Below are 19,511 nucleotides of genomic sequence, written 5' to 3'. Positions count from 1 at the left end.
TTTCGACGCTGTTGAGGGGGCGCGGGACGTGGATGTGCCCGCTGCTAGACGCAAGGGGATAGCTGTGTCCATCATTGATACCGAAGCGACGCTGCACGAGGCGCACCGCGACAACCACACCCACCGTGACGTCAACGGTGGCTGGCTGCGCCCGGCCGTGTTCGGCGCGATGGACGGCCTGGTCTCCAACCTCGCCCTGATGACGGGTGTGGCCGGCGGCGCCGTCTCGCACCAGACCATCGTCATCACCGGGCTCGCCGGTCTCGCGGCCGGCGCCTTCTCGATGGCGGCCGGCGAGTACACCTCGGTCGCCTCGCAGCGCGAGCTCGTGGAGGCCGAACTCGACATCGAGCGGCGGGAGTTGCGCAAGCACCCGGCCGACGAGGAGCGCGAGCTCGCCGAGCTGTACATGTCGCGCGGCGTCGAGCCGGGCCTGGCCCGCGAGGTCGCCCGCCAGCTCTCGCGCGACCCCGAGCAGGCGCTGGAGATCCACGCCCGCGAGGAACTGGGCATCGACCCCACCGACCTGCCCTCGCCCCTGGTCGCCGCGGTGTCCTCCTTCGCCTCCTTCGCGCTCGGCGCGCTGCTGCCGCTGCTGCCCTATCTGCTGGGCGCGAGCGCGCTGTGGCCCGCGGTGCTGCTCGCCCTGGTGGGTCTGTTCGGGTGCGGCGCGGTGGTCGCCAAGGTGACGGCCCGCTCGTGGTGGTTCAGCGGCGTGCGCCAGCTGGCTCTCGGTGGCGCGGCGGCCGCCCTGACCTTCGGCCTCGGCCACCTCTTCGACACCGCCATCGGCTGACGGACGCCGCGCGGTAAGGACCACCTCGCGGGGGCGGAGCCGACCTGGCTCCGCCCCCGTGTGACATTCGTCCTGCCCGTGAGCGGGCCCCGGGCCGTAGAATGGCGGAGTATGCAGGCGGCCACATAACTAGTCGTTACTCGGCGGTTTCGAATCTGGTGGCCCCGGGCATAGGCCGTACACACCCAGCTCCCGCACTCCAGTGCGCCCCCGTGAGCAACGAAGCTCGCACCCGGGTGTCCGCATGCTGGAATGAACTATCCGGTTCCCGAGATACGTTCCATCATGTAACCTGCACCAAATTTCGCAGAGGGCCAACGTCGTCCCTCGGCTGTTCACATGCCACGACGACGACGGGAGTGCCGATGCGTTCCGACGCCTGGTCGCCCATGGACGGTCGCCCCGCCCAGCAGGGGATGTACGACCCCCGTAACGAGCACGACGCCTGTGGCGTCGGGTTCGTGGCCACCCTCACCGGTGTTGCCAGCCATGAGCTGGTCGAGCAGGCGCTGACCGTACTGCGCAATCTGGAACACCGCGGTGCCACCGGCTCCGAGCCCGACTCGGGAGACGGCGCGGGCATCCTGCTCCAGGTCCCCGACGCGTTCCTGCGCGAGGTCACGGACTTCGAGCTGCCCGAGGCCGGCGCGTACGCCGTGGGCATCGCCTTCCTGCCGCTGGAGGAGGCCGACGAGGCCGTCTCGGCGATCGAGACGATCGCGGCCGAGGAAGGCCTCACCGTCCTCGGCTGGCGCGAGGTGCCCGTCACCCCGGCCCTGCTCGGCAACGGCGCCCGCGCCACCATGCCCGCCTTCCGTCAGCTCTTCGTGGCCGGGGACACCTCCCCGACGGAATCGGGTCAGGACGCCCTGACCGGCATCGCACTCGACCGCAAGGCCTTCGTGCTGCGCAAGCGCGCCGAGCGGGAGGCCGGTGTCTACTTCCCCTCGCTCTCCGCCCGGACCCTCGTCTACAAGGGCATGCTGACCACCGGCCAGCTGGAGCCGTTCTTCCCGGACCTCTCCGACCAGCGCTTCGCCACCGCCGTCGCCCTCGTGCACTCGCGGTTCTCCACCAACACCTTCCCCTCCTGGCCGCTGGCCCACCCCTACCGTTTCGTCGCGCACAACGGCGAGATCAACACGGTCAAGGGCAACCGCAACTGGATGGTGGCCCGCGAGTCCCAGCTCGCCTCCAACCTCTTCAACTCCGGCGCCGGCAAGATCGACCGCATCTTCCCCGTCTGCACGCCGGACGCCTCCGACTCGGCGTCCTTCGACGAGGTGCTGGAACTCCTCCACCTCGGCGGACGCTCGCTGCCCCACTCGGTCCTGATGATGGTCCCCGAGGCGTGGGAGAACCACGAGTCGATGGACCCGGCCCGGCGCGCCTTCTACCAGTTCCACGCCACGATGATGGAGCCCTGGGACGGCCCGGCCTGCGTCACCTTCACCGACGGCACCCAGGTCGGCGCGGTCCTCGACCGCAACGGCCTGCGCCCGGGCCGTTACTGGGTGACCGACGACGGCCTCGTGGTCCTCTCCTCCGAGGTCGGCGTCCTCGACATCGACCCGGCCAAGGTCGTCCGCAAGGGCCGCCTCCAGCCCGGCCGGATGTTCCTGGTCGACACCGCCGAGCACCGCATCATCGAGGACGACGAGATCAAGGCGTCCCTGGCCGCCGAGAACCCGTACCAGGAGTGGCTGGAAGCCGGCGAGATCGAGCTGGAGGACCTGCCCGAGCGCGAGCACATCGTGCACACCCACGCCTCGGTCACCCGTCGCCAGCAGACCTTCGGCTACACCGAGGAAGAGCTCCGCGTCATCCTCGCGCCGATGGCCCGCACCGCCGGCGAACCGCTCGGCTCCATGGGCACGGACTCGCCGATCGCCGCGCTCTCCGCCCGCCCCCGGCTGCTGTTCGACTACTTCACGCAGCTGTTCGCGCAGGTCACCAACCCGCCGCTGGACGCCATCCGCGAAGAGCTCGTCACGAGCCTGCGCTCCACGCTCGGCCCCCAGGGCAATCTGCTGGAGCCCTCGGCCGCCTCGTGCCGCAACGTCACCCTGCCCTTCCCGGTCATCGACAACGATGAGCTGGCCAAGCTGATCCACATCAACGCCGACGGCGACATGCCGGGCCTGAAGGCCGTCACGCTCTCGGGTCTGTACCGGGTCTCCGGCGGCGGCGACGCGCTGGCCGCCCGCATCGACGCCATCTGCCAGGAGACCGACGCGGCGATAGAGGGCGGCGCCCGCCTGATCGTCCTGTCCGACCGGCACTCCGACGCCGAGCACGCGCCGATCCCCTCGCTGCTGCTCACCGCCGCCGTCCACCACCACCTCATCCGCACCAAGCAGCGCACCCAGGTGGGTCTGCTCGTGGAGGCCGGTGACGTGCGTGAGGTGCACCACGTCGCGCTGCTCATCGGATACGGCGCCGCCGCGGTCAACCCCTACCTCGCCATGGAGTCCGTCGAGGACCTGGTGCGGGCCGGCACGTTCATCGAGGGCCTTGAGCCCGAGCAGGCCATCCGCAATCTGATCCACGCGCTCGGCAAGGGCGTCCTGAAGGTCATGTCCAAGATGGGCATCTCCACGGTCGCCTCCTACCGGGGCGCCCAGGTCTTCGAGGCGGTCGGCCTCGACGAGGCCTTCGTGGCGAAGTACTTCATCGGCACCGCCACCAAGATCGGCGGCGCGGGCCTCGACGTCGTCGCCACGGAGGTCGCCGCCCGGCACGCCAAGGCCTACCCCGCCTCCGGCACCCCCTCCGCCCACCGCGCCCTGGAGATCGGCGGCGAGTACCAGTGGCGCCGCGAGGGCGAGCCGCACCTGTTCGACCCGGAGACGGTCTTCCGCCTCCAGCACGCCACGCGCACCAAGCGCTACGACATCTTCAAGCAGTACACGGACCGCGTGAACGAGCAGTCCGAGCGCCTGATGACGCTGCGCGGCCTGTTCGGCTTCAGCGGTGAGCGCCGCTCGATCCCCCTCGACGAGGTCGAGCCGGTCTCCGAGATCGTCAAGCGCTTCTCCACCGGCGCCATGTCCTACGGTTCCATCTCCCGCGAGGCCCACGAAACCCTCGCCGTCGCCATGAACCAGCTGGGCGGCAAGTCCAACACCGGTGAGGGCGGCGAGGACGCGGACCGCCTGTACGACCCGGCGCGCCGCTCCGCCATCAAGCAGGTCGCCTCCGGCCGCTTCGGTGTCACCAGCGAGTACCTGGTCAACGCGGACGACATCCAGATCAAGATGGCCCAGGGCGCCAAGCCCGGCGAGGGCGGGCAGCTGCCCGGCCACAAGGTGTACCCGTGGGTCGCCAAGACCCGGCACTCCACCCCGGGCGTCGGCCTCATCTCGCCGCCGCCGCACCACGACATCTACTCCATCGAAGACCTGGCCCAGCTGATCCACGACCTCAAGAACGCCAACCCGGCCGCCCGCATCCACGTGAAGCTGGTCTCCGAGGTCGGCGTGGGCACGGTCGCCGCCGGTGTCTCCAAGGCGCACGCGGACGTCGTCCTCATCTCCGGCCACGACGGCGGCACCGGTGCCTCCCCGCTGACCAGCCTCAAGCACGCGGGCGGTCCCTGGGAGCTCGGCCTCGCCGAGACCCAGCAGACGCTGCTGCTCAACGGCCTGCGCGACCGGATCGTGGTGCAGACCGACGGTCAGCTCAAGACCGGCCGCGACGTCGTCATCGCCGCGCTGCTCGGCGCCGAGGAGTTCGGTTTCGCGACCGCGCCGCTCGTCGTCTCCGGCTGCGTCATGATGCGCGTCTGCCACCTGGACACCTGCCCGGTCGGCATCGCCACCCAGAACCCGGTCCTGCGCGACCGCTTCTCCGGCAAGCCCGAATTCGTCGTGAACTTCTTCGAGTTCATCGCCGAAGAGGTCCGCGAGATCCTGGCCGGACTCGGCTTCCGCAGCATCGAGGAGGCCGTCGGCCACGCCGAACTCCTGGACACCGACCGGGCCGTGACGCACTGGAAGGCCCAGGGCCTCGACCTCGCGCCGCTGTTCCACGTGCCCGAGCTGCCCGAGGGCGCCGTGCGCCACGCGGTGACCCAGCAGGACCACGGCCTGGCGAAGGCGCTCGACAAGGAGCTCATCAAGCTCGCCGCCGACGCCCTGGAAGCCGAGACCCCCGAAGCCGCCCAGCCGGTCCGCGCGCAGATCGCGATCCGCAACATCAACCGGACGGTCGGCACCATGCTCGGCCACGAGGTGACGAAGAGGTTCGGCGGCGCGGGCCTGCCCGACGACACCATCGACATCACCTTCACCGGCTCGGCGGGCCAGTCCTTCGGCGCCTTCCTGCCGCGCGGCGTGACGCTGCGCCTGGAGGGCGACGCCAACGACTACGTCGGCAAGGGCCTCTCCGGCGGCCGCGTCGTCGTCCGGCCCGACCGGGGCGCCGACCACCTCGCGGAGTACTCCACGATCGCGGGCAACACCATCGCGTACGGCGCGACCGGCGGCGAGCTGTTCCTGCGCGGCCGCACCGGCGAGCGCTTCTGCGTGCGCAACTCGGGCGCCACGGTCGTCTCGGAGGGCGTGGGCGACCACGGCTGCGAGTACATGACCGGCGGTTACGCCGTCGTCCTCGGCGAGACCGGGCGCAACTTCGCGGCCGGCATGTCCGGTGGCATCGCCTACGTCATCGATCTGGACCGCGACAACGTCAACTCCGGGAACCTGGGCGCCATCGAGGCCCTGAGCGACACCGACAAGCAGTGGCTGCACGACGTCGTGCGCCGCCACTTCGAGGAGACCGGATCCACGGTCGCCGAGAAGCTGCTCGCCGACTGGTCCGCGCACGTGGACCGCTTCAGCAAGATCATCCCCACTACGTACAAGGCAGTGCTCGCCGCCAAGGACGCCGCTGAGCTCGCCGGTCTCTCCGAGCAGGAGACCACCGAGAAGATGATGGAGGCGGCGACCCATGGCTGATCCCAAGGGCTTTCTGACCACCGGGCGCGAGGTCGCCAGGACCCGCCCGGTGGGCGAGCGGGTCAAGGACTGGAACGAGGTCTACGTTCCCGGCTCCCTGCTGCCGATCATCAGCAAGCAGGCGGGGCGCTGCATGGACTGCGGCATCCCCTTCTGCCACAACGGCTGCCCGCTCGGAAACCTCATCCCCGAGTGGAACGACTACGCCTACCGCGAGGACTGGCGGGCCGCCTCCGAGCGCCTGCACGCCACCAACAACTTCCCCGAGTTCACCGGGCGGCTGTGCCCGGCGCCCTGCGAGTCGGCGTGCGTGCTCGGCATCAACCAGCCCGCCGTCACCATCAAGAACGTCGAAGTCTCCATCATCGACAAGGCGTGGGACACGGGCGACGTCCGGCCGCAGGCGCCCGAGCGCCTGTCCGGCAAGACGGTCGCGGTCATCGGCTCGGGCCCGGCGGGCCTCGCCGCCGCCCAGCAGCTGACCCGGGCCGGACACACCGTCGCCGTGTACGAGCGCGCCGACCGCATCGGCGGTCTGCTGCGGTACGGCATCCCCGAGTTCAAGATGGAGAAGGTGCACATCAACCGCCGCATCGAGCAGATGCGCGCGGAGGGCACCAAGTTCCGTACCGAGGTCGAGATCGGCCGTGACATCGACGCCGCCAAGCTGCGCAAGCGCTACGACGCGGTCGTCATCGCGGCCGGCGCCACCGTCTCGCGCGACCTGCCCGTGCCGGGCCGCGAGCTGAACGGCATCCACTTCGCGATGGAGTACCTGCCGCTCTCGAACAAGGTGCGGGAGGGCGACTTCGTCACCCCGCCGATCACCGCCGAGGGCAAGCACGTCGTGGTCATCGGCGGCGGCGACACCGGCGCGGACTGCGTGGGCACCGCCCACCGCCAGGGTGCGGCCTCCGTCACCCAGCTGGAGATCATGCCGAGGCCGGGCGACGAGCGGAACCCGAACCAGCCCTGGCCCACGTTCCCCATGCTCTACAAGGTGACCTCCGCGCACGAGGAGGGCGGCGAGCGGGTCTACTCCGTCTCCACCACCCACTTCGAGGGTGACGAGGACGGCAACGTGCAGTCGCTGCACCTCACCGAGGTCGAGTTCATCGACGGCAAGCTGACGCCGAAGCCCGGCACCGAGCGTTCCATCCCCGCGCAGCTGGTCACCCTCGCCATGGGCTTCACCGGCACCGACCAGTCCAACGGCCTGGTCCAGCAGTTCGGCCTCGAACTGGACGCGCGGGGCAACGTGGCGCGCGACGCCGACTTCGCCACCAACGTCGACGGCGTGTTCGTCGCCGGTGACGCGGGGCGCGGCCAGTCCCTGATCGTCTGGGCGATCGCCGAGGGCCGCTCCGCCGCCCGGGGCGTGGACCGCTACCTGACCGGCGCGAGCGACCTGCCCGCGCCGATCCGCCCGACCGACCGCGCCCTGACGGTCTGACCCCCATCGTCCCGTACAACGAGGTACGGAACTGACCGGCGCCCGCCCCACTGTCCCCGACCGGACGACTGGGCGGGCGTCGCGGCGTGTCCAGGATGCGTTCTGTGAAGGCGCTCGGCGCGTGGCGATGGCAGAGTGACGCCGACACATGACCAGGCAGCACATGACCAGGCAGAACTGACTGCCCATCAAGGGAGCGTCACTTCATGAGTGTTGAGTTCTTGATCACCGCGTTCATCATCGTGGTCTCGCCGGGAACGGGCGCGGTGTACACCGTCGGCACCGGCCTGACCCAGGGCTTTCGCAAGTCGGTCGTGGCGGCCTTCGGCTGCACGCTCGGGATCGTGCCGCACCTGGCCGCCGCGATCGCGGGCCTGGCCGCGATCCTGCACACCAGCGCCGTGGCGTTCGCGAGCTTCAAGTGGGCCGGCGTCGGCTACCTGCTCTTCCTCGCCTGGCAGACCGTGCGGGAGAAGGGGGCGATGAGAATAGACACGGAAGGCGACGGCGGGCAGCGGGAGCGGTCATCCGCGCAGATCACCGGGACCGCCATTCTGATCAACTTCCTCAACCCGAAGCTGTCCATGTTCTTCCTGGCGTTCCTGCCGCAGTTCGTCCCGGCGGACAGCGCGGGGTCGTTGGCGCCGATGCTGGAGCTGTCGGCCGTGTTCATGATCATGACGTTCGTCGTCTTCGTGATCTACGGTGCGTTCGCCGCCGGGGTGCGGGACCACATCATCTCCCGGCCCAAGGTGCTGGCCTGGATGCGGCGTACCTTCGCCGTCGCCTTCGTGGGCCTCGGCCTGAAACTGGCCACCGCCACCCGCTGACCGGGGTGCGGGCGCCACCTGGCCCCTTGCCAGGTGGCGTAACCTCGGCACACCGGCCCCGTCCCTGGGCGAGCGAACGGAGACAAGCCGCATGGCCACCGTGCCCCTGGAGCAAGTGGAGCGGACCGCGCCCGCGCTCGTCTCCCTCTACAAGAGCGCCGCCGCGTCCCTGGAACGGCACGGCCTGGACGACGAGACGGCGGCCGTCTATCTGGTCGTCGACCACTCCGGCTCCATGCGGCCCTACTTCAGGGACGGCAGCGTGCAAGAGCTCGCCGACCGGGTGCTGGGCCTCTCCGCCCACCTCGACGACGACGGCCGCGTCCCGGTGGTGTTCTTCTCCACGGACCTCGACGCCGAGACGGAGATCTCCCTGGACAACCACCAGGGGCGCATCGAACGGATCGTGGCCAACCTCGGCCACATGGGGCGGACCAACTACCACGTGGCGATGGACGCGGTGATCGACCACTACCTGGACAGCGGCGCGAGCGCTCCCGCGCTGGTCGTCTTCCAGACGGACGGGGGGCCCAGCAGCCGTCTCGCGGCCGAGGCCTACGTCTGCAAGGCGGCCGCGCTCCCGATGTTCTGGCAGTTCATCGGGTTCGGCGATCCGCGCGGCCACCACTTCGACTTCCTGCGCCGCCTGGACGAGCTGGCCGTCCCCACGCGACGGCGCGTGGACAACGCGGGGTTCTTCGCCGCCGGCCGCGACCCGCGCCGGATGACGGACGCCCAGCTGTACGACCGGCTGCTGGGGGAGTTCCCGCGCTGGCTGCGCTCGGCCCGGGCCGAAGGGATCGTGCGGTGAGGGTGTTGCGGGACGCGGCGCGGGTGAGGGTGGCGTGGAAGAACGGGGGCGGGGTGACGCGGAGCATCGCCGCGCATCCCGACGGCGCGGGGACCGGGGACTTCCAGTGGCGGGTCTCCCTCGCCGACGTCGGCGAGGGCGGCCCCTTCTCCGGCTTTCCGGGCGTGGACCGGATCCTCACCGTCGTCGAGGGGGCCGGCATGGACCTCACGGTGGGCGGCCGGCGCCGGCTGGTGGACGAGCCGTTCGTGCCCCAGCGCTTTCCCGGTGACGACCCCACCGACTGCCGCCTCCTGGGCGGCCCCGTCGTCAACTTCAACGTCATGTTCCGCCGGGGGTGCCCCGAGCCGTCGGTCGCCGTCGTACGGGGCGAGCTGAGCGTCGTGGGCCCCGCGCTGATCGTCGCGCTGGACGCCCCCGCCGACGTCGCCGGCGTACGCCTCGCCCGCTACGACGCGGTGCGGACGGGTGGGTGCGCGACACAGCTACGTGCCGCAGGCCACACCGCCGTGGTCACCCTCCCCCCACCTCCGGGGCTCCGCCCCGCACCCCGTCCGCCCTGACCGGCCCCGTCCTCAATCGCCGGACGGGCTGACTATGCGCATGCTGGCCCGCCCCAGCCCCGCCAGGGGCGCGGGGAACTGCGCGAGGAGCGACCACGGTCCGCAGCCGGGGCCCCTGGGGCTCCGCCCCAGACCCCGTTCGGCCTGAACGGCCTCGTCCTCAATCGCCGGACAGGCTGAGGTTGCCTGGCTGGGCCGGCATGAACCCTGCCCCGGATTGCCCACGGGTCAGCACCAGCCCCGCCAGGGGCGCGGGGAACTGCGCGACCAGCCACGCACGGCCCGCACGTGAAGCCTGTCAGGGGCGCGGGGAACTGCGCGCTCAGCCGCACGCGGCCCGCACGTGTGGGCCCCCAGGGGCGCGGGGAACTGCGCGAACCGGTGGGTGCGGGGGCCCGGGCTAGAGTCGCCGGGTACGTAACGCCCGCGCGAACCAGGGGAGTTCATGAACACCGACCACGACCGCACCCCCGTCACCCTCATCACCGGCGGAGCCACCGGCATCGGCGCCGCAACCGCCAAACGCCTCCTGGACGCCGGACACCGGCTTGCCGTCACCGGCCGCGACCAGGCCAAGCTCGACGCCTTCGCGGCCGAACAAGGCGCGGAGAAGCGGCTGTTGGCGCTCGCCGCCGACACCACCGACTTCGCCTCGATCGACGCCGCCGTCCAAAAGACGGTCAAGACGTTCGGCCGGCTCGACCACGTCGTCGCCAACGCCGGTTTCTCCACCCACGACAACCTCGCCGACGGCGACCCCGCGCACTGGCGCGACATGCTCCTGGTCAACGTGCTCGGCCCCGCCGTCCTGGTGAAGGCGGCGCTGCCCGCGCTCACCGAGAGCGGCGGCCGCGTCGTGATGGTGGGCAGCACCGCCGGCATCAAGAACACCCCGGGCAACATGTACTCCGTGACCAAGGGCGCGCTGACCTCCCTCGCCGAGAACACCCGCGTCCTGGTCACCGGCTCCGGCGTAGGCGTGACCCTGGTCGCCCCGGGTCGCGTGGACACCCCGTTCTGGTCGAGCCACCCCACCGGCGTCGTCCCGGGCGGCCCCGCGATGACCCCCGACCAGGTGGCCGAGGCGATCGTATGGGCCCTTGCGCAGCCGGCCGGGGTCGAGGTGAACCAGGTCGTGATCCGCCCCACCGGCCAGATCCACTGACGCTCAGCCCGCCAGGACCAGCGCCCTGCACTCCCCGGGCGTACCCCACGCGTTTTTGAGCGGACGCGCCTTGCGCAGCCAGAGCGACAGGTCGAGCTCCTGGGTGTAGCCCACCGCGCCGTGCAGACGCAGCGCCGTGCGGGCGGCGGCGTACGCGGCCTCCCCCGCGCTCACCTTCGCCGCGGCCACGTCGGCGGGCGCCAGACGCAGCGCGGCCCCGTACAGCAGGGGCCGGGCGAACTCCACCGCGACCAGCGTGTCCGCGAGCCGGTGCTTGACCGCCTGGAAGGACCCGACCGCCACCCCGAACTGGGTGCGCTGCTTGACGTACGCCACGGTCCGGCCGAGCAGCGCTTCGGCGACCCCGATGCACTGCCCGGCCGCCGCGAGCCGCGCCCAGACGGTGGCGTACTCAAGGGCCGCCCCCAACAGCGGCCCGGATGCCAGGAGTTCGCCCCCGGGCAGCGGACGCGACAGCCGCCGCGCGGGGTCGGCCGAGGGCTGCGGGGCGCCGTGGCCCGGCGCGAGCCGCAGCTGCGGGCCGTCCGGGGCCGGGGCGGTGTCCAGCGCGGCGTCCTGGGCGGCGTCCAGGACGAGGTCCGCCGCGTCCGCGTCGAGCGCGTAGGGGCCCGCGCCGGGAAACCGCACGCTCGCCACGCACGCGCCCGACACGAGCGAGGGCAGCAGCCGCTTGGCAAGACCCTCGTCGCCGAGCTGCGCGAGCCGGGTCAGCAGGGCGGCCGCCGCCACCGTCTCCACATAGGGGCCCGGCGCCGCGTGCCGCCCCAACTCCACGAAGGCCAGGGCGAGTTCGACGGACAACGGCCCGGCCCCCTCGTACGCCTCGGGCGCCGCGAGCGCGAACACCCCGGCGCCGGCGACCCGCGACCACAGCGCGCGGCCGGGGCCCGCGTCCCCCGCGCCCCAGGCCCGCGCCGCGGCCGCCGTGTCCGCGGCGCTCAGCATCGCGTCGAGGGAGCGCGTGAAGTCGCGCTGCTGCGCGGTGGGCGTGAACCTCATCGGCGGCCCTTCGGAAGGCCGAGCAGCCGCTCGGCGATGATGTCGCGCTGGATCTCGTTGGTCCCGGCGTAGATCGGCCCGGCCAGCGAGAACAGATGCCCCTCGGCCCAACTCCCGTGCGCGGGCGCCTCGTCGGCCTCGTCGGACAGCTCGCCCAGCGGCCCGAGCAGGTCGAGCGCGCACTCGTGCAGGGCGATGTCGTACTCCGACCAGAACACCTTGTTCAGACTGGACTCCGCGCCGATGGACTCGCCCCGCGCCACCCGGCAGGCGTGGGCGCAGGTGAAGAGCTGGTAGGCGCGCGCCCCGATCACCGCGTCCGCGACCCGGTCGCGCAGCGCGGTGTCCGCCGGGTCGCCCGCCGCGCGCCACAGGTCCACCAGGCGCGCCGCAGAGGCGAGGAAGCGGCCGGGGGAGCGCAGCATGAGGCCGCGCTCGTTGCCGGTGGCCGACATGGCGATCCGCCAGCCCGCGCCGGGCTCGCCGATGACGTCCTTCTCCGGCACGAAGACGTCGTCGAGGAAGAGCTCGGCGAAGGCGGGCTTGCCGTCGAGGCGGCCGATGGGGCGCACGCTCACGCCGGGCGCCCGCAGGTCGAACATCAGATACGTGAGGCCCTGGTGCGGCTCGGCGGCCCCCGGATCCGTACGGAAGATCCCGAAGGCGCGGTCGGCGAACGCGGCCCGCGACGACCACGTCTTGTGCCCCGAGAGCAGCCAACCCCCGTGCGTGCGAACCGCCTTGGAGCGCAGGGACGCGAGGTCGGACCCGGCCTCCGGCTCCGACCAGGCCTGCGCCCAGACCGTCGCGCCGCTCGCCATCGAGGGCAGGATCCGCGCCCGCTGCTCGGCGCTCGCGTGGTCGAACAGGGTGGGCGCGAGCAGATGGATGCCGTTCTGCGAGACCCGGCCGGGCGCGCCGGCCGCGTAGTACTCCTCCTCGAAGGCCAGCCACTCGAAGAGGGTCGCGCCCCGCCCGCCGTACTCCTCGGGCCAGGACACCACCGACCAGCGGTCACCGGCGAGTTCGGCCTCCCAGGCGCGGTGCGCGGCGAAACCCGCCTCGGTCTCAAGCGAGGGCAGCGGGGCACGGGGGACGTGCGCGGCGAGCCAGGCGCGCGCCTCGGCTCGGAAGGCCTCCTGTTCCGGCGTGGGATCCAGGTCCATGGGCGCGGCACATCCTTCCCTAACAAGTGTTTGGTAGGTTAACGTGACGCTGTGACGGACAACAAGGCTCAGCACAAGGCTCCGTGCAAGGCCCAGTACGTGCCGGGTCACGGCCTCCTGGACGGCCGCACCGCCGTCGTCACGGCCGCCGCCGGCGCCGGAATCGGCGGGGCCACCGCCCGCAGGCTCCTCGAAGAGGGCGCCCGCGTCGTCATCGGCGACGCCCACGCCCGCCGCCTGAAGGAGACCGAACGGACGCTCGCCGAGACGTTCGGCGCCCACCGCGTCGCCTCCCTGCCCTGCGACGTGACCGAGGAGGACCAGGTCGGAGCCCTCTTCGCGCTGGCCGCCCGCGCACACGGCGGCCTCGACATCGTCGTCAACAACGCGGGCCTCGGCGGCACCCGCGCCCTCGTCGACATGAGCGACCAGGAATGGGCCAAGGTCCTCGACGTCACCCTGAACGGCACCTTCCGCTGCACCCGGGCCGCCCTGCGCGCCTTCAAGGAGACCGGTCGCGGCGGCGTCATCGTCAACAACGCCTCCGTCCTCGGCTGGCGCGCCCAGGCCGGGCAGGCCCACTACGCCGCCGCCAAGGCCGGCGTCATGGCCCTGACCCGCTGCGCGGCCGTCGAGGCCGCCGACTACGGCGTACGCGTCAACGCGGTCGCGCCCAGCCTCGCCCTCCACCCCCACCTGGTGAAGGTGACCTCCGCCGAACTCCTCGAAGAGCTCACCGCCCGCGAGGCGTTCGGCCGCCACGCCGAACCCTGGGAGGTCGCCAACGTCATCGTCTTCCTCGCCAGCGGCTACTCCTCGTATCTGACCGGCGAGGTCGTCTCCGTCAGCAGCCAGCACCCCTAGCGACGGCAGCAGCACAATGGATCCTGTGCCGACGAACAAGAAGAAGACGCAGGTGGCCGCCTCGCCCGAGCGCAGGCGCGAACTCCTGGCCACGGCGGCCGAGGTGTTCGCCGCCCACGGCTACAACGCCACCACCGTGCGCCGCATCGCCGACGAGGCGGGGCTGCTCGCGGGCAGCCTCTACTACCACTTCGACTCCAAGGAGTCGATGCTCGACGAAATCCTCGCGACCTTCCTGAACGAGCTCTGGGAGGGGTACGACGCCGTGCTCGCCTCCGGCCTCGGGCCGCGCGAGACCATCGAGGCCCTGGTCACCGAGTCCTTCCGGGAGATCGACCGGCACCGCCCGGCCGTCGCGATCTACCAGAAGGAGTCCGGGCACCTGGCCGCGCTGCCCCGCTTCCACTACCTGGCCGACTCCCGGCAGAAGTTCGAGAAGGCCTGGCTCGGGACGCTGGAGCGGGGCGTCGAGGCCCAGGTCTTCCGCGCCGACCTGGACGTCCGCCTCACCTACCGCTTCGTGCGCGACACGGTGTGGGTGGCCGCGTCCTGGTACCGGCCCGGCGGCCTGCACAGCCCGGAGGAGATCGCCCGCCAGTACCTCTCGATGGTCCTTGACGGAATCGCCGTACGCGCATGACGGGACCGCCGAACGCACCCAACTGACCTCTGTATCAAGGGAGTTGCCATGGCCGAGGCCTACGTCGTCGAAGCGGTACGCACCCCGGTGGGCCGGCGCGGGGGAGCGCTCTCGGCCGTCCACCCCGCCGACCTCGGCGCCCACGTACTGAAGGCGCTCATCGAACGCGCCGGCGTCGACCCGGCCGCCGTCGAGGACGTCGTGTTCGGCTGCCTCGACACGGTCGGCCCCCAGGCCGGCGACATCGCCCGCACCTCCTGGCTCGCGGCCGGGCTGCCCGAAGAGGTCCCCGGCGTCACCGTCGACCGCCAGTGCGGCTCCTCCCAGCAGGCCCTGCACTTCGCGGCCCAAGGAGTGCTCTCGGGCACCCAGGACCTGGTGGTGGCCGGCGGCACCCAGAACATGTCGATGGTCCCGATCGCCTTCGCCTCCCGCCGGGCCGCCGAACCGCTGGGCCTGACCCAGGGCCCCTTCGCCGGCAGCCTCGGCTGGCGCGCCCGCTACGGGGACGCGCCCGTCGACCAGTTCCACGGCGCCCAGCTCATCGCCGAGCGGTGGCACATCACACGCGAGGACATGGAGGAGTTCGCCCTGCGCTCGCACCGGCGCGCGATCACCGCCATCGACGAGGGCCGCTTCACGCGCGAGACGGTGGCCCACGGCTCCCTCACCACCGACGAGGGCCCGCGCAGGGACACCACCTCGGCCAAGATGGCCGCCCTCAAACCCGTCATGGCGGGCGGCACGATCACCGCGGCCTGCTCCTCCCAGATCTCCGACGGCGCGGCCGCCCTCCTCATCGCCTCCGAGCGCGCCGTCGCCGAGCACGGCCTCACCCCCCGCGCCCGCGTCCACCACCTCTCGGTACGCGGCGAGGACCCGATCCGCATGCTCTCCGCGCCCATCCCCGCCACCGCGCACGCCCTGCGCAAGGCCGGCCTGAGGATCGACGACATCGACCTCGTCGAGATCAACGAGGCCTTCGCGCCGGTGGTGCTCGCCTGGCTCAAGGAGACCGGCGCCGACCCGGCCCGGGTCAACGTCAACGGCGGCGCGATCGCGCTCGGCCACCCGCTCGGCGCGACCGGCGCGAAGCTGATGACGACCCTGCTGCACGAACTGGAACGCACCGGCGGCCGCTACGGTCTGCAAACCATGTGCGAGGGCGGCGGCCAGGCCAACGTGACCATCATCGAGCGGCTGTGAGGCAGCGCCCGCCCGCGTGACCTACCCCACGGACGGCCCCGGGGCAGCCGTGCTATCGTGGTGGCTGTTGCAGTTTTGGTACCCATATACTTTATGTGCGCCTGACGGGAATGCTCCTCAGGCGCATATTTGTTTTCCGGGTTTCTCCGGATGGGCTCAATGCGGCGACGAGGAATCCGTAATTCCGCGGATTTCCGGAACTGCCCCTGTCTTAGGAGAAATGACATGGCTACTGGCACCGTGAAGTGGTTCAACTCGGAAAAGGGCTTCGGCTTCATCGAGCAGGACGGCGGCGGCCCCGACGTCTTCGCCCACTACTCCAACATCGCCTCCTCCGGCTTCCGTGAGCTCCTCGAGGGCCAGAAGGTATCCTTCGAGGTCACCCAGGGCCAGAAGGGCCTCCAGGCGGAGAACATCATCCCCGCCTGATCGCCGACGAGGGCGTATTTTGCAGCCACGGATCCAGTGGCTCGCGAATTTAGCAGCCGGGGCCCGCACCCTCAGGTGCGGGTCCCGGCTTGTGCTGTCTTGTCCCAGGAGGCAAAAACCGTATGACGCGCATGACCAGCAAGCGCTCCGGCGCGGGTTCCGGTGCCGGAGCCGGCGCACGTTCCGGTGCCCGTCAGGGGTCCGGCCGACCCGCCGCCAAGTCCGCCAAGTCCGCCAAGGGCCGGAGCGCGGCGGCGCCGCAGGGCGAATTCACGCTGCCGGAAACCCTCACCCCCGCGCTGCCTGCCGTCGAGGCCTTCGCCGACCTGGACATGCCCGCCGCGCTCCTCAAGACGCTCGACGCGCAAGGTGTGAGCGAGCCCTTCCCCATCCAGGGCGCCACCCTGCCCAACTCGCTGGCCGGACGCGACATCCTCGGCCGGGGCCGCACCGGCTCCGGCAAGACCCTCGCCTTCGGACTCGCCCTGCTCGCGCGCACCGCGGGCCGCCGCGCCGAGCCCACCGCGCCCCTCGCGCTCGTGCTGGTGCCCACCCGCGAGCTCGCCCAGCAGGTCACCGACGCGCTCACGCCGTACGCGACCGCGGTCAACCTCCGCCTCACCACCGTCGTCGGCGGCCTCTCCCTCACCAAGCAGGCGAACGCGCTGCGCCGCGGCGCCGAGGTCGTCGTGGCCACGCCGGGCCGCCTCAAGGACCTCATAGAGCGGGGCGACTGCTCCCTGGAGAACGTGAGCGTCACCGTTCTCGACGAGGCCGACCAGATGGCCGACATGGGCTTCATGCCGCAGGTCACCGCGCTGCTCAAGCAGGTCGAGCCGGACGGCCAGCGCATGCTCTTCTCGGCGACGCTGGACGCCAACATCGACCGCCTGGTGCGGATGTTCCTCACCGACCCGGTGGTGCACTCCGTCGACCCGTCGGCCGGCGCGGTCACCACGATGGAACACCACGTCCTGTACGTCATGGACGAGACCGACAAGAAGGCCGTCACCACGCGCATCGCGGCGCGCGACGGCCGCGTGATCATGTTCCTCGACACCAAGCGCTCCGTGGACCGGCTGGTCAAGCGGCTGCTCGCGAGCGGGGTCAGGGCGGCGGGGCTGCACGGCGGGCGTTCCCAGCCGCAGCGCAACCGCACGCTGGACCAGTTCAAGAACGGGCTGGTCACCGCGCTGATCGCGACGAACGTGGCGGCGCGCGGCATCCACGTCGACGACCTCGACCTCGTGGTCAACGTGGACCCGCCCACCGACCACAAGGACTACCTGCACCGCGGTGGGCGCACCGCGCGGGCCGGCGAGTCGGGCAGCGTCGTCACGCTCGTCCTGCCCGACGAGAAGCGCGAGATGGCCAAGCTCATGTCGTTCGCCGGGATCCGTCCCAGCACGGCCGAGATCAAGTCCAGCTCGCAGGAGCTGGCGCGGCTGACGGGGGCGCGCGAGCCGTCCGGGGTTCCGGTGGTCATCGAGGTCCCGCCCCAGCCCGAACCGAAGCGGGCCTCCACCGGCGGCCGCAGCCGCTCCCGCCGCGGCCCCCGCCCCGACGGCGCGGCGCCGCGCGCCGGCTCCGCCCGCGGACAAACCGGCACGCCCCGCACGACGGGCAGCACCTCCCGCACCCAGCAGGGAGCCACGTCCCGCACCCAGACCGGCACGCCCCGCACCCAGGGCGCCGCGTCCCGCACCCAGGCAAGCGGCGCGTCCCGTGCGCAGGGCGGCGGTGCGCGTGGCCAGGGCGGTACCGCGCGTGGCCAGGGCGGCCGAGGGCGAGGCCAGGGCGGCACGGGCCGGGGCTAACTTTTCCCCCACCCGCCCCTCCCCGAAACCCGCCGGGGGTATGAGTACGCGACCACAAGGCTGGGGCACGGGAAACCATCACGCCCCAGCCCCGCAGGGGCGCCAGGGGCGCGGGGAACTGCGCGCGCAGCCCCGCACGGCCCGCAGGCCGAGGACGGCCAGGCAAAGCGGGCCTGCACCCGCACGGGGCTGAAGCCCGGCCCTGCCAGGGGCGCGGGGAACTGCGCGCCCGGCCACACTCGGCCCGCAGATCGAGGACGGCCAGGCAAAATCCGGCTTGCACCCGCAGGGGGCTGGGGCCCCAGCCCCGTCAGGGGCGCGGGGAACTGCGCGCCCGGCCACACTCGGCCCGCAGATCGAGGACGGCCAGGCAAAATCCGGCTTGCACCCGCAGGGGGCTGGAGCCCAGCCCCGTCAGGGGCGCGGGGAACTGCGCGCCCAGCCACACTCGGCCCGCAGGCCGGGGACGGGCCAGGCAAAGCCAACCCGCACCCGCACGGGGCTATGGCCCAGCCCCGCACGGCCCGCAGGCCGAGGACAGCCAGGCAAAGCCGACCCGCACCCGCACGGGGCTATGGCCCAGCCCCGCACGGCCTGCGGGCCGAGGACGGCCAGAAGCATCCGGCCCGCACCCGCACGCCGCTTCACTCAGCCCCGCTCAAACCCCCCGCACCCCCTGAACAGGGCCGGGGCAGGGTACTCAGCGTGGACGACGCCTCCGCCATCACCCGGGTGATGAGCTCCGCGCAGCTGGGCAGATCCTCGATCACCCCGGCGACCTGGCCGGAGGCCATCACCCCGAGGTCGGTGCGGCCCTCGACCATGGACGCCCGCAACAGCATCGGCGCATTCGCCGCGAGCAGCGTCTGACTCCACGTCAAGTCCTTGCCGTGCTTGGCCGCCAGGCCGTCCCTGACCAGCCGCGCCCAGCTCAGCCCGGAGATCTTCCGGAAGCCGGACGCCCGGCGCAGCGCATGCGCGAGAGCCCGGGCGCGCCCGGCCCCCTCCAGCAACGCCACCAGCTCCGTGCGCAGCATGCGGTGCGGCAGACCGTCCACGGCCCGGGTCACCGTGACGTCGTTGACCGTGGCCGCCAGATAGCGCGCCTTCACCGCGTCGGGGACCGTCGAGTCGGAGGTCAGCAGGAAGCGCGTGCCCATCGCGATGCCCGCCGCCCCGTACGCGAGCGCCGCCACCAGGCCCCGCCCGTCGAAGAAGCCGCCCGCCGCGATCACCGGGATGTCCACCGCGTCCACAACCTGCGGCAGCAGCACGGTGGTTGCCACCTCCCCCGTGTGGCCGCCGCCCTCGCCGCCCTGGACGATCACCGCGTCCGCGCCCCACGCCGCGACCTTCTCCGCGTGCCGCCGGGCGCCGACGGAGGGGATCACCACGACGCCCGCGTCCTTGAGCTCGGCGATGAGCGCGCGGGAGGGGGCGAGCGCGAAGGACGCCACGCGCACGCCTTCCTCAATGATGATCCGTACCCGCTCGCGCGCGTCGCCGGCGTCGGCCCGCAGGTTGACCCCGAACGGCTGATCCGTACGGGAGGCGACCTCCCGTACCGCGCGGCGCAGTTCGCCGGTCGTCATCGTCGCGGAGGCCAGGATGCCGAGGGCGCCCGCGTCGGCGGCGGCCGACACCAGGCGGGGGCCCGCGACCCAGCCCATGCCGCTCTGCACGAGCGGATGCCGCACCCCGGTGAGCTCCGTCAGCGCCGTGTGGATACGGGGCTCCACGGCTAGTAGGCCCGGCGTCCCGGCGGGTCGGGGCGTCCCGGCAGGCCCGGGCAT

The 19,511-nt window shown here is 72.1% G+C and carries 15 protein-coding genes; 12 read left to right on the top strand and 3 right to left on the bottom strand.

Going from position 1 to position 19,511, the window contains the following annotated elements; all coding sequences use genetic code 11:
* Window positions 1-64 precede the first annotated feature (64 nt).
* The 7 genes from ACFYM2_RS17440 to ACFYM2_RS17410 all read left to right on the top strand — a co-directional run bounded on the left by ACFYM2_RS17440 (window position 65) and on the right by ACFYM2_RS17410 (window position 10,576).
* On the top strand, window positions 65-796 hold the full coding sequence (locus ACFYM2_RS17440; RefSeq protein ID WP_359008123.1) for a VIT1/CCC1 transporter family protein: 732 nt from the start codon (window positions 65-67) through the stop codon (window positions 794-796).
* Window positions 797-1,161: 365 nt separating this feature from the next.
* Window positions 1,162-5,754 (top strand): glutamate synthase large subunit, encoded by a 4,593-nt coding sequence (gene gltB, locus ACFYM2_RS17435; RefSeq protein ID WP_388837061.1) that lies wholly within the window; start codon window positions 1,162-1,164, stop codon window positions 5,752-5,754.
* Window positions 5,747-7,207, top strand: coding sequence for a glutamate synthase subunit beta (locus ACFYM2_RS17430; RefSeq protein ID WP_359008117.1), 1,461 nt, complete (start codon window positions 5,747-5,749; stop codon window positions 7,205-7,207). The genes gltB and ACFYM2_RS17430 overlap by 8 nt, the downstream gene beginning before the upstream one ends.
* 206 nt (window positions 7,208-7,413) lie before the next feature.
* Window positions 7,414-8,037 carry a LysE family translocator gene (locus ACFYM2_RS17425; RefSeq protein ID WP_350229764.1) on the top strand — a complete coding sequence of 208 codons (624 nt, stop codon included), beginning with the start codon at window positions 7,414-7,416 and terminating at the stop codon, window positions 8,035-8,037.
* A 91-nt stretch (window positions 8,038-8,128) separates the two neighbouring features.
* Entirely contained in the window at window positions 8,129-8,848 is a 720-nt protein-coding gene (locus ACFYM2_RS17420; RefSeq protein WP_388457230.1) for a vWA domain-containing protein, read from the top strand.
* Window positions 8,845-9,411, top strand: a complete 567-nt coding sequence (locus ACFYM2_RS17415) for a HutD family protein (protein ID WP_388837058.1) — start codon at window positions 8,845-8,847, stop codon at window positions 9,409-9,411. The genes ACFYM2_RS17420 and ACFYM2_RS17415 overlap by 4 nt, the downstream gene beginning before the upstream one ends.
* Before the next feature lie 445 nt (window positions 9,412-9,856).
* Window positions 9,857-10,576, top strand: coding sequence for an SDR family oxidoreductase (locus ACFYM2_RS17410; RefSeq protein WP_388837055.1), 720 nt, complete (start codon window positions 9,857-9,859; stop codon window positions 10,574-10,576).
* Between the two features lie 3 nt (window positions 10,577-10,579).
* Here the strand turns inward: ACFYM2_RS17410 and ACFYM2_RS17405 are convergent, their stop codons facing one another.
* Window positions 10,580-11,596, bottom strand: coding sequence for an acyl-CoA dehydrogenase family protein (locus tag ACFYM2_RS17405; protein WP_388837052.1), 1,017 nt, complete (start codon window positions 11,594-11,596; stop codon window positions 10,580-10,582).
* A complete protein-coding gene (locus ACFYM2_RS17400) occupies window positions 11,593-12,762 on the bottom strand; it encodes an acyl-CoA dehydrogenase family protein (RefSeq protein ID WP_359006409.1) in 1,170 nt (389 codons plus the stop codon). Before ACFYM2_RS17400 ends, ACFYM2_RS17405 begins: the two co-directional genes overlap by 4 nt.
* Window positions 12,763-12,813: 51 nt before the next feature.
* Between ACFYM2_RS17400 and ACFYM2_RS17395 the strand changes: the two genes are divergently transcribed.
* The 5 genes from ACFYM2_RS17395 to ACFYM2_RS17375 all read left to right on the top strand — a co-directional run bounded on the left by ACFYM2_RS17395 (window position 12,814) and on the right by ACFYM2_RS17375 (window position 17,718).
* On the top strand, window positions 12,814-13,626 hold the full coding sequence (locus ACFYM2_RS17395; RefSeq protein ID WP_359006406.1) for an SDR family oxidoreductase: 813 nt from the start codon (window positions 12,814-12,816) through the stop codon (window positions 13,624-13,626).
* A 25-nt stretch (window positions 13,627-13,651) separates the two neighbouring features.
* On the top strand, window positions 13,652-14,266 hold the full coding sequence (locus ACFYM2_RS17390) for a TetR/AcrR family transcriptional regulator (RefSeq protein ID WP_359006403.1): 615 nt from the start codon (window positions 13,652-13,654) through the stop codon (window positions 14,264-14,266).
* Between the two features lie 48 nt (window positions 14,267-14,314).
* Complete coding sequence (locus tag ACFYM2_RS17385) at window positions 14,315-15,472, top strand: acetyl-CoA C-acetyltransferase (protein WP_388837048.1); 1,158 nt, start codon at window positions 14,315-14,317, stop codon at window positions 15,470-15,472.
* A 225-nt stretch (window positions 15,473-15,697) separates the two neighbouring features.
* Window positions 15,698-15,901 (top strand): cold-shock protein, encoded by a 204-nt coding sequence (locus tag ACFYM2_RS17380; RefSeq protein ID WP_030794464.1) that lies wholly within the window; start codon window positions 15,698-15,700, stop codon window positions 15,899-15,901.
* 122 nt (window positions 15,902-16,023) lie between these two features.
* Window positions 16,024-17,718, top strand: a complete 1,695-nt coding sequence (locus ACFYM2_RS17375; protein WP_388837045.1) for a DEAD/DEAH box helicase — start codon at window positions 16,024-16,026, stop codon at window positions 17,716-17,718.
* Window positions 17,719-18,362: 644 nt separating this feature from the next.
* On the opposite strand, the gene ACFYM2_RS17370 is transcribed toward ACFYM2_RS17375, so the two are convergent.
* Window positions 18,363-19,445 carry an NAD(P)H-dependent flavin oxidoreductase gene (locus tag ACFYM2_RS17370; RefSeq protein ID WP_388837146.1) on the bottom strand — a complete coding sequence of 361 codons (1,083 nt, stop codon included), beginning with the start codon at window positions 19,443-19,445 and terminating at the stop codon, window positions 18,363-18,365.
* Window positions 19,446-19,511 lie beyond the last annotated feature (66 nt).

The sequence above is a fragment of the Streptomyces sp. NPDC006711 genome (genome assembly GCF_042869775.1).
GTDB lineage: Bacteria > Actinomycetota > Actinomycetes > Streptomycetales > Streptomycetaceae > Streptomyces.
Note: the sequence above shows the minus strand (reverse complement) of the source record. Positions and strands in the feature narration are given on the sequence as shown.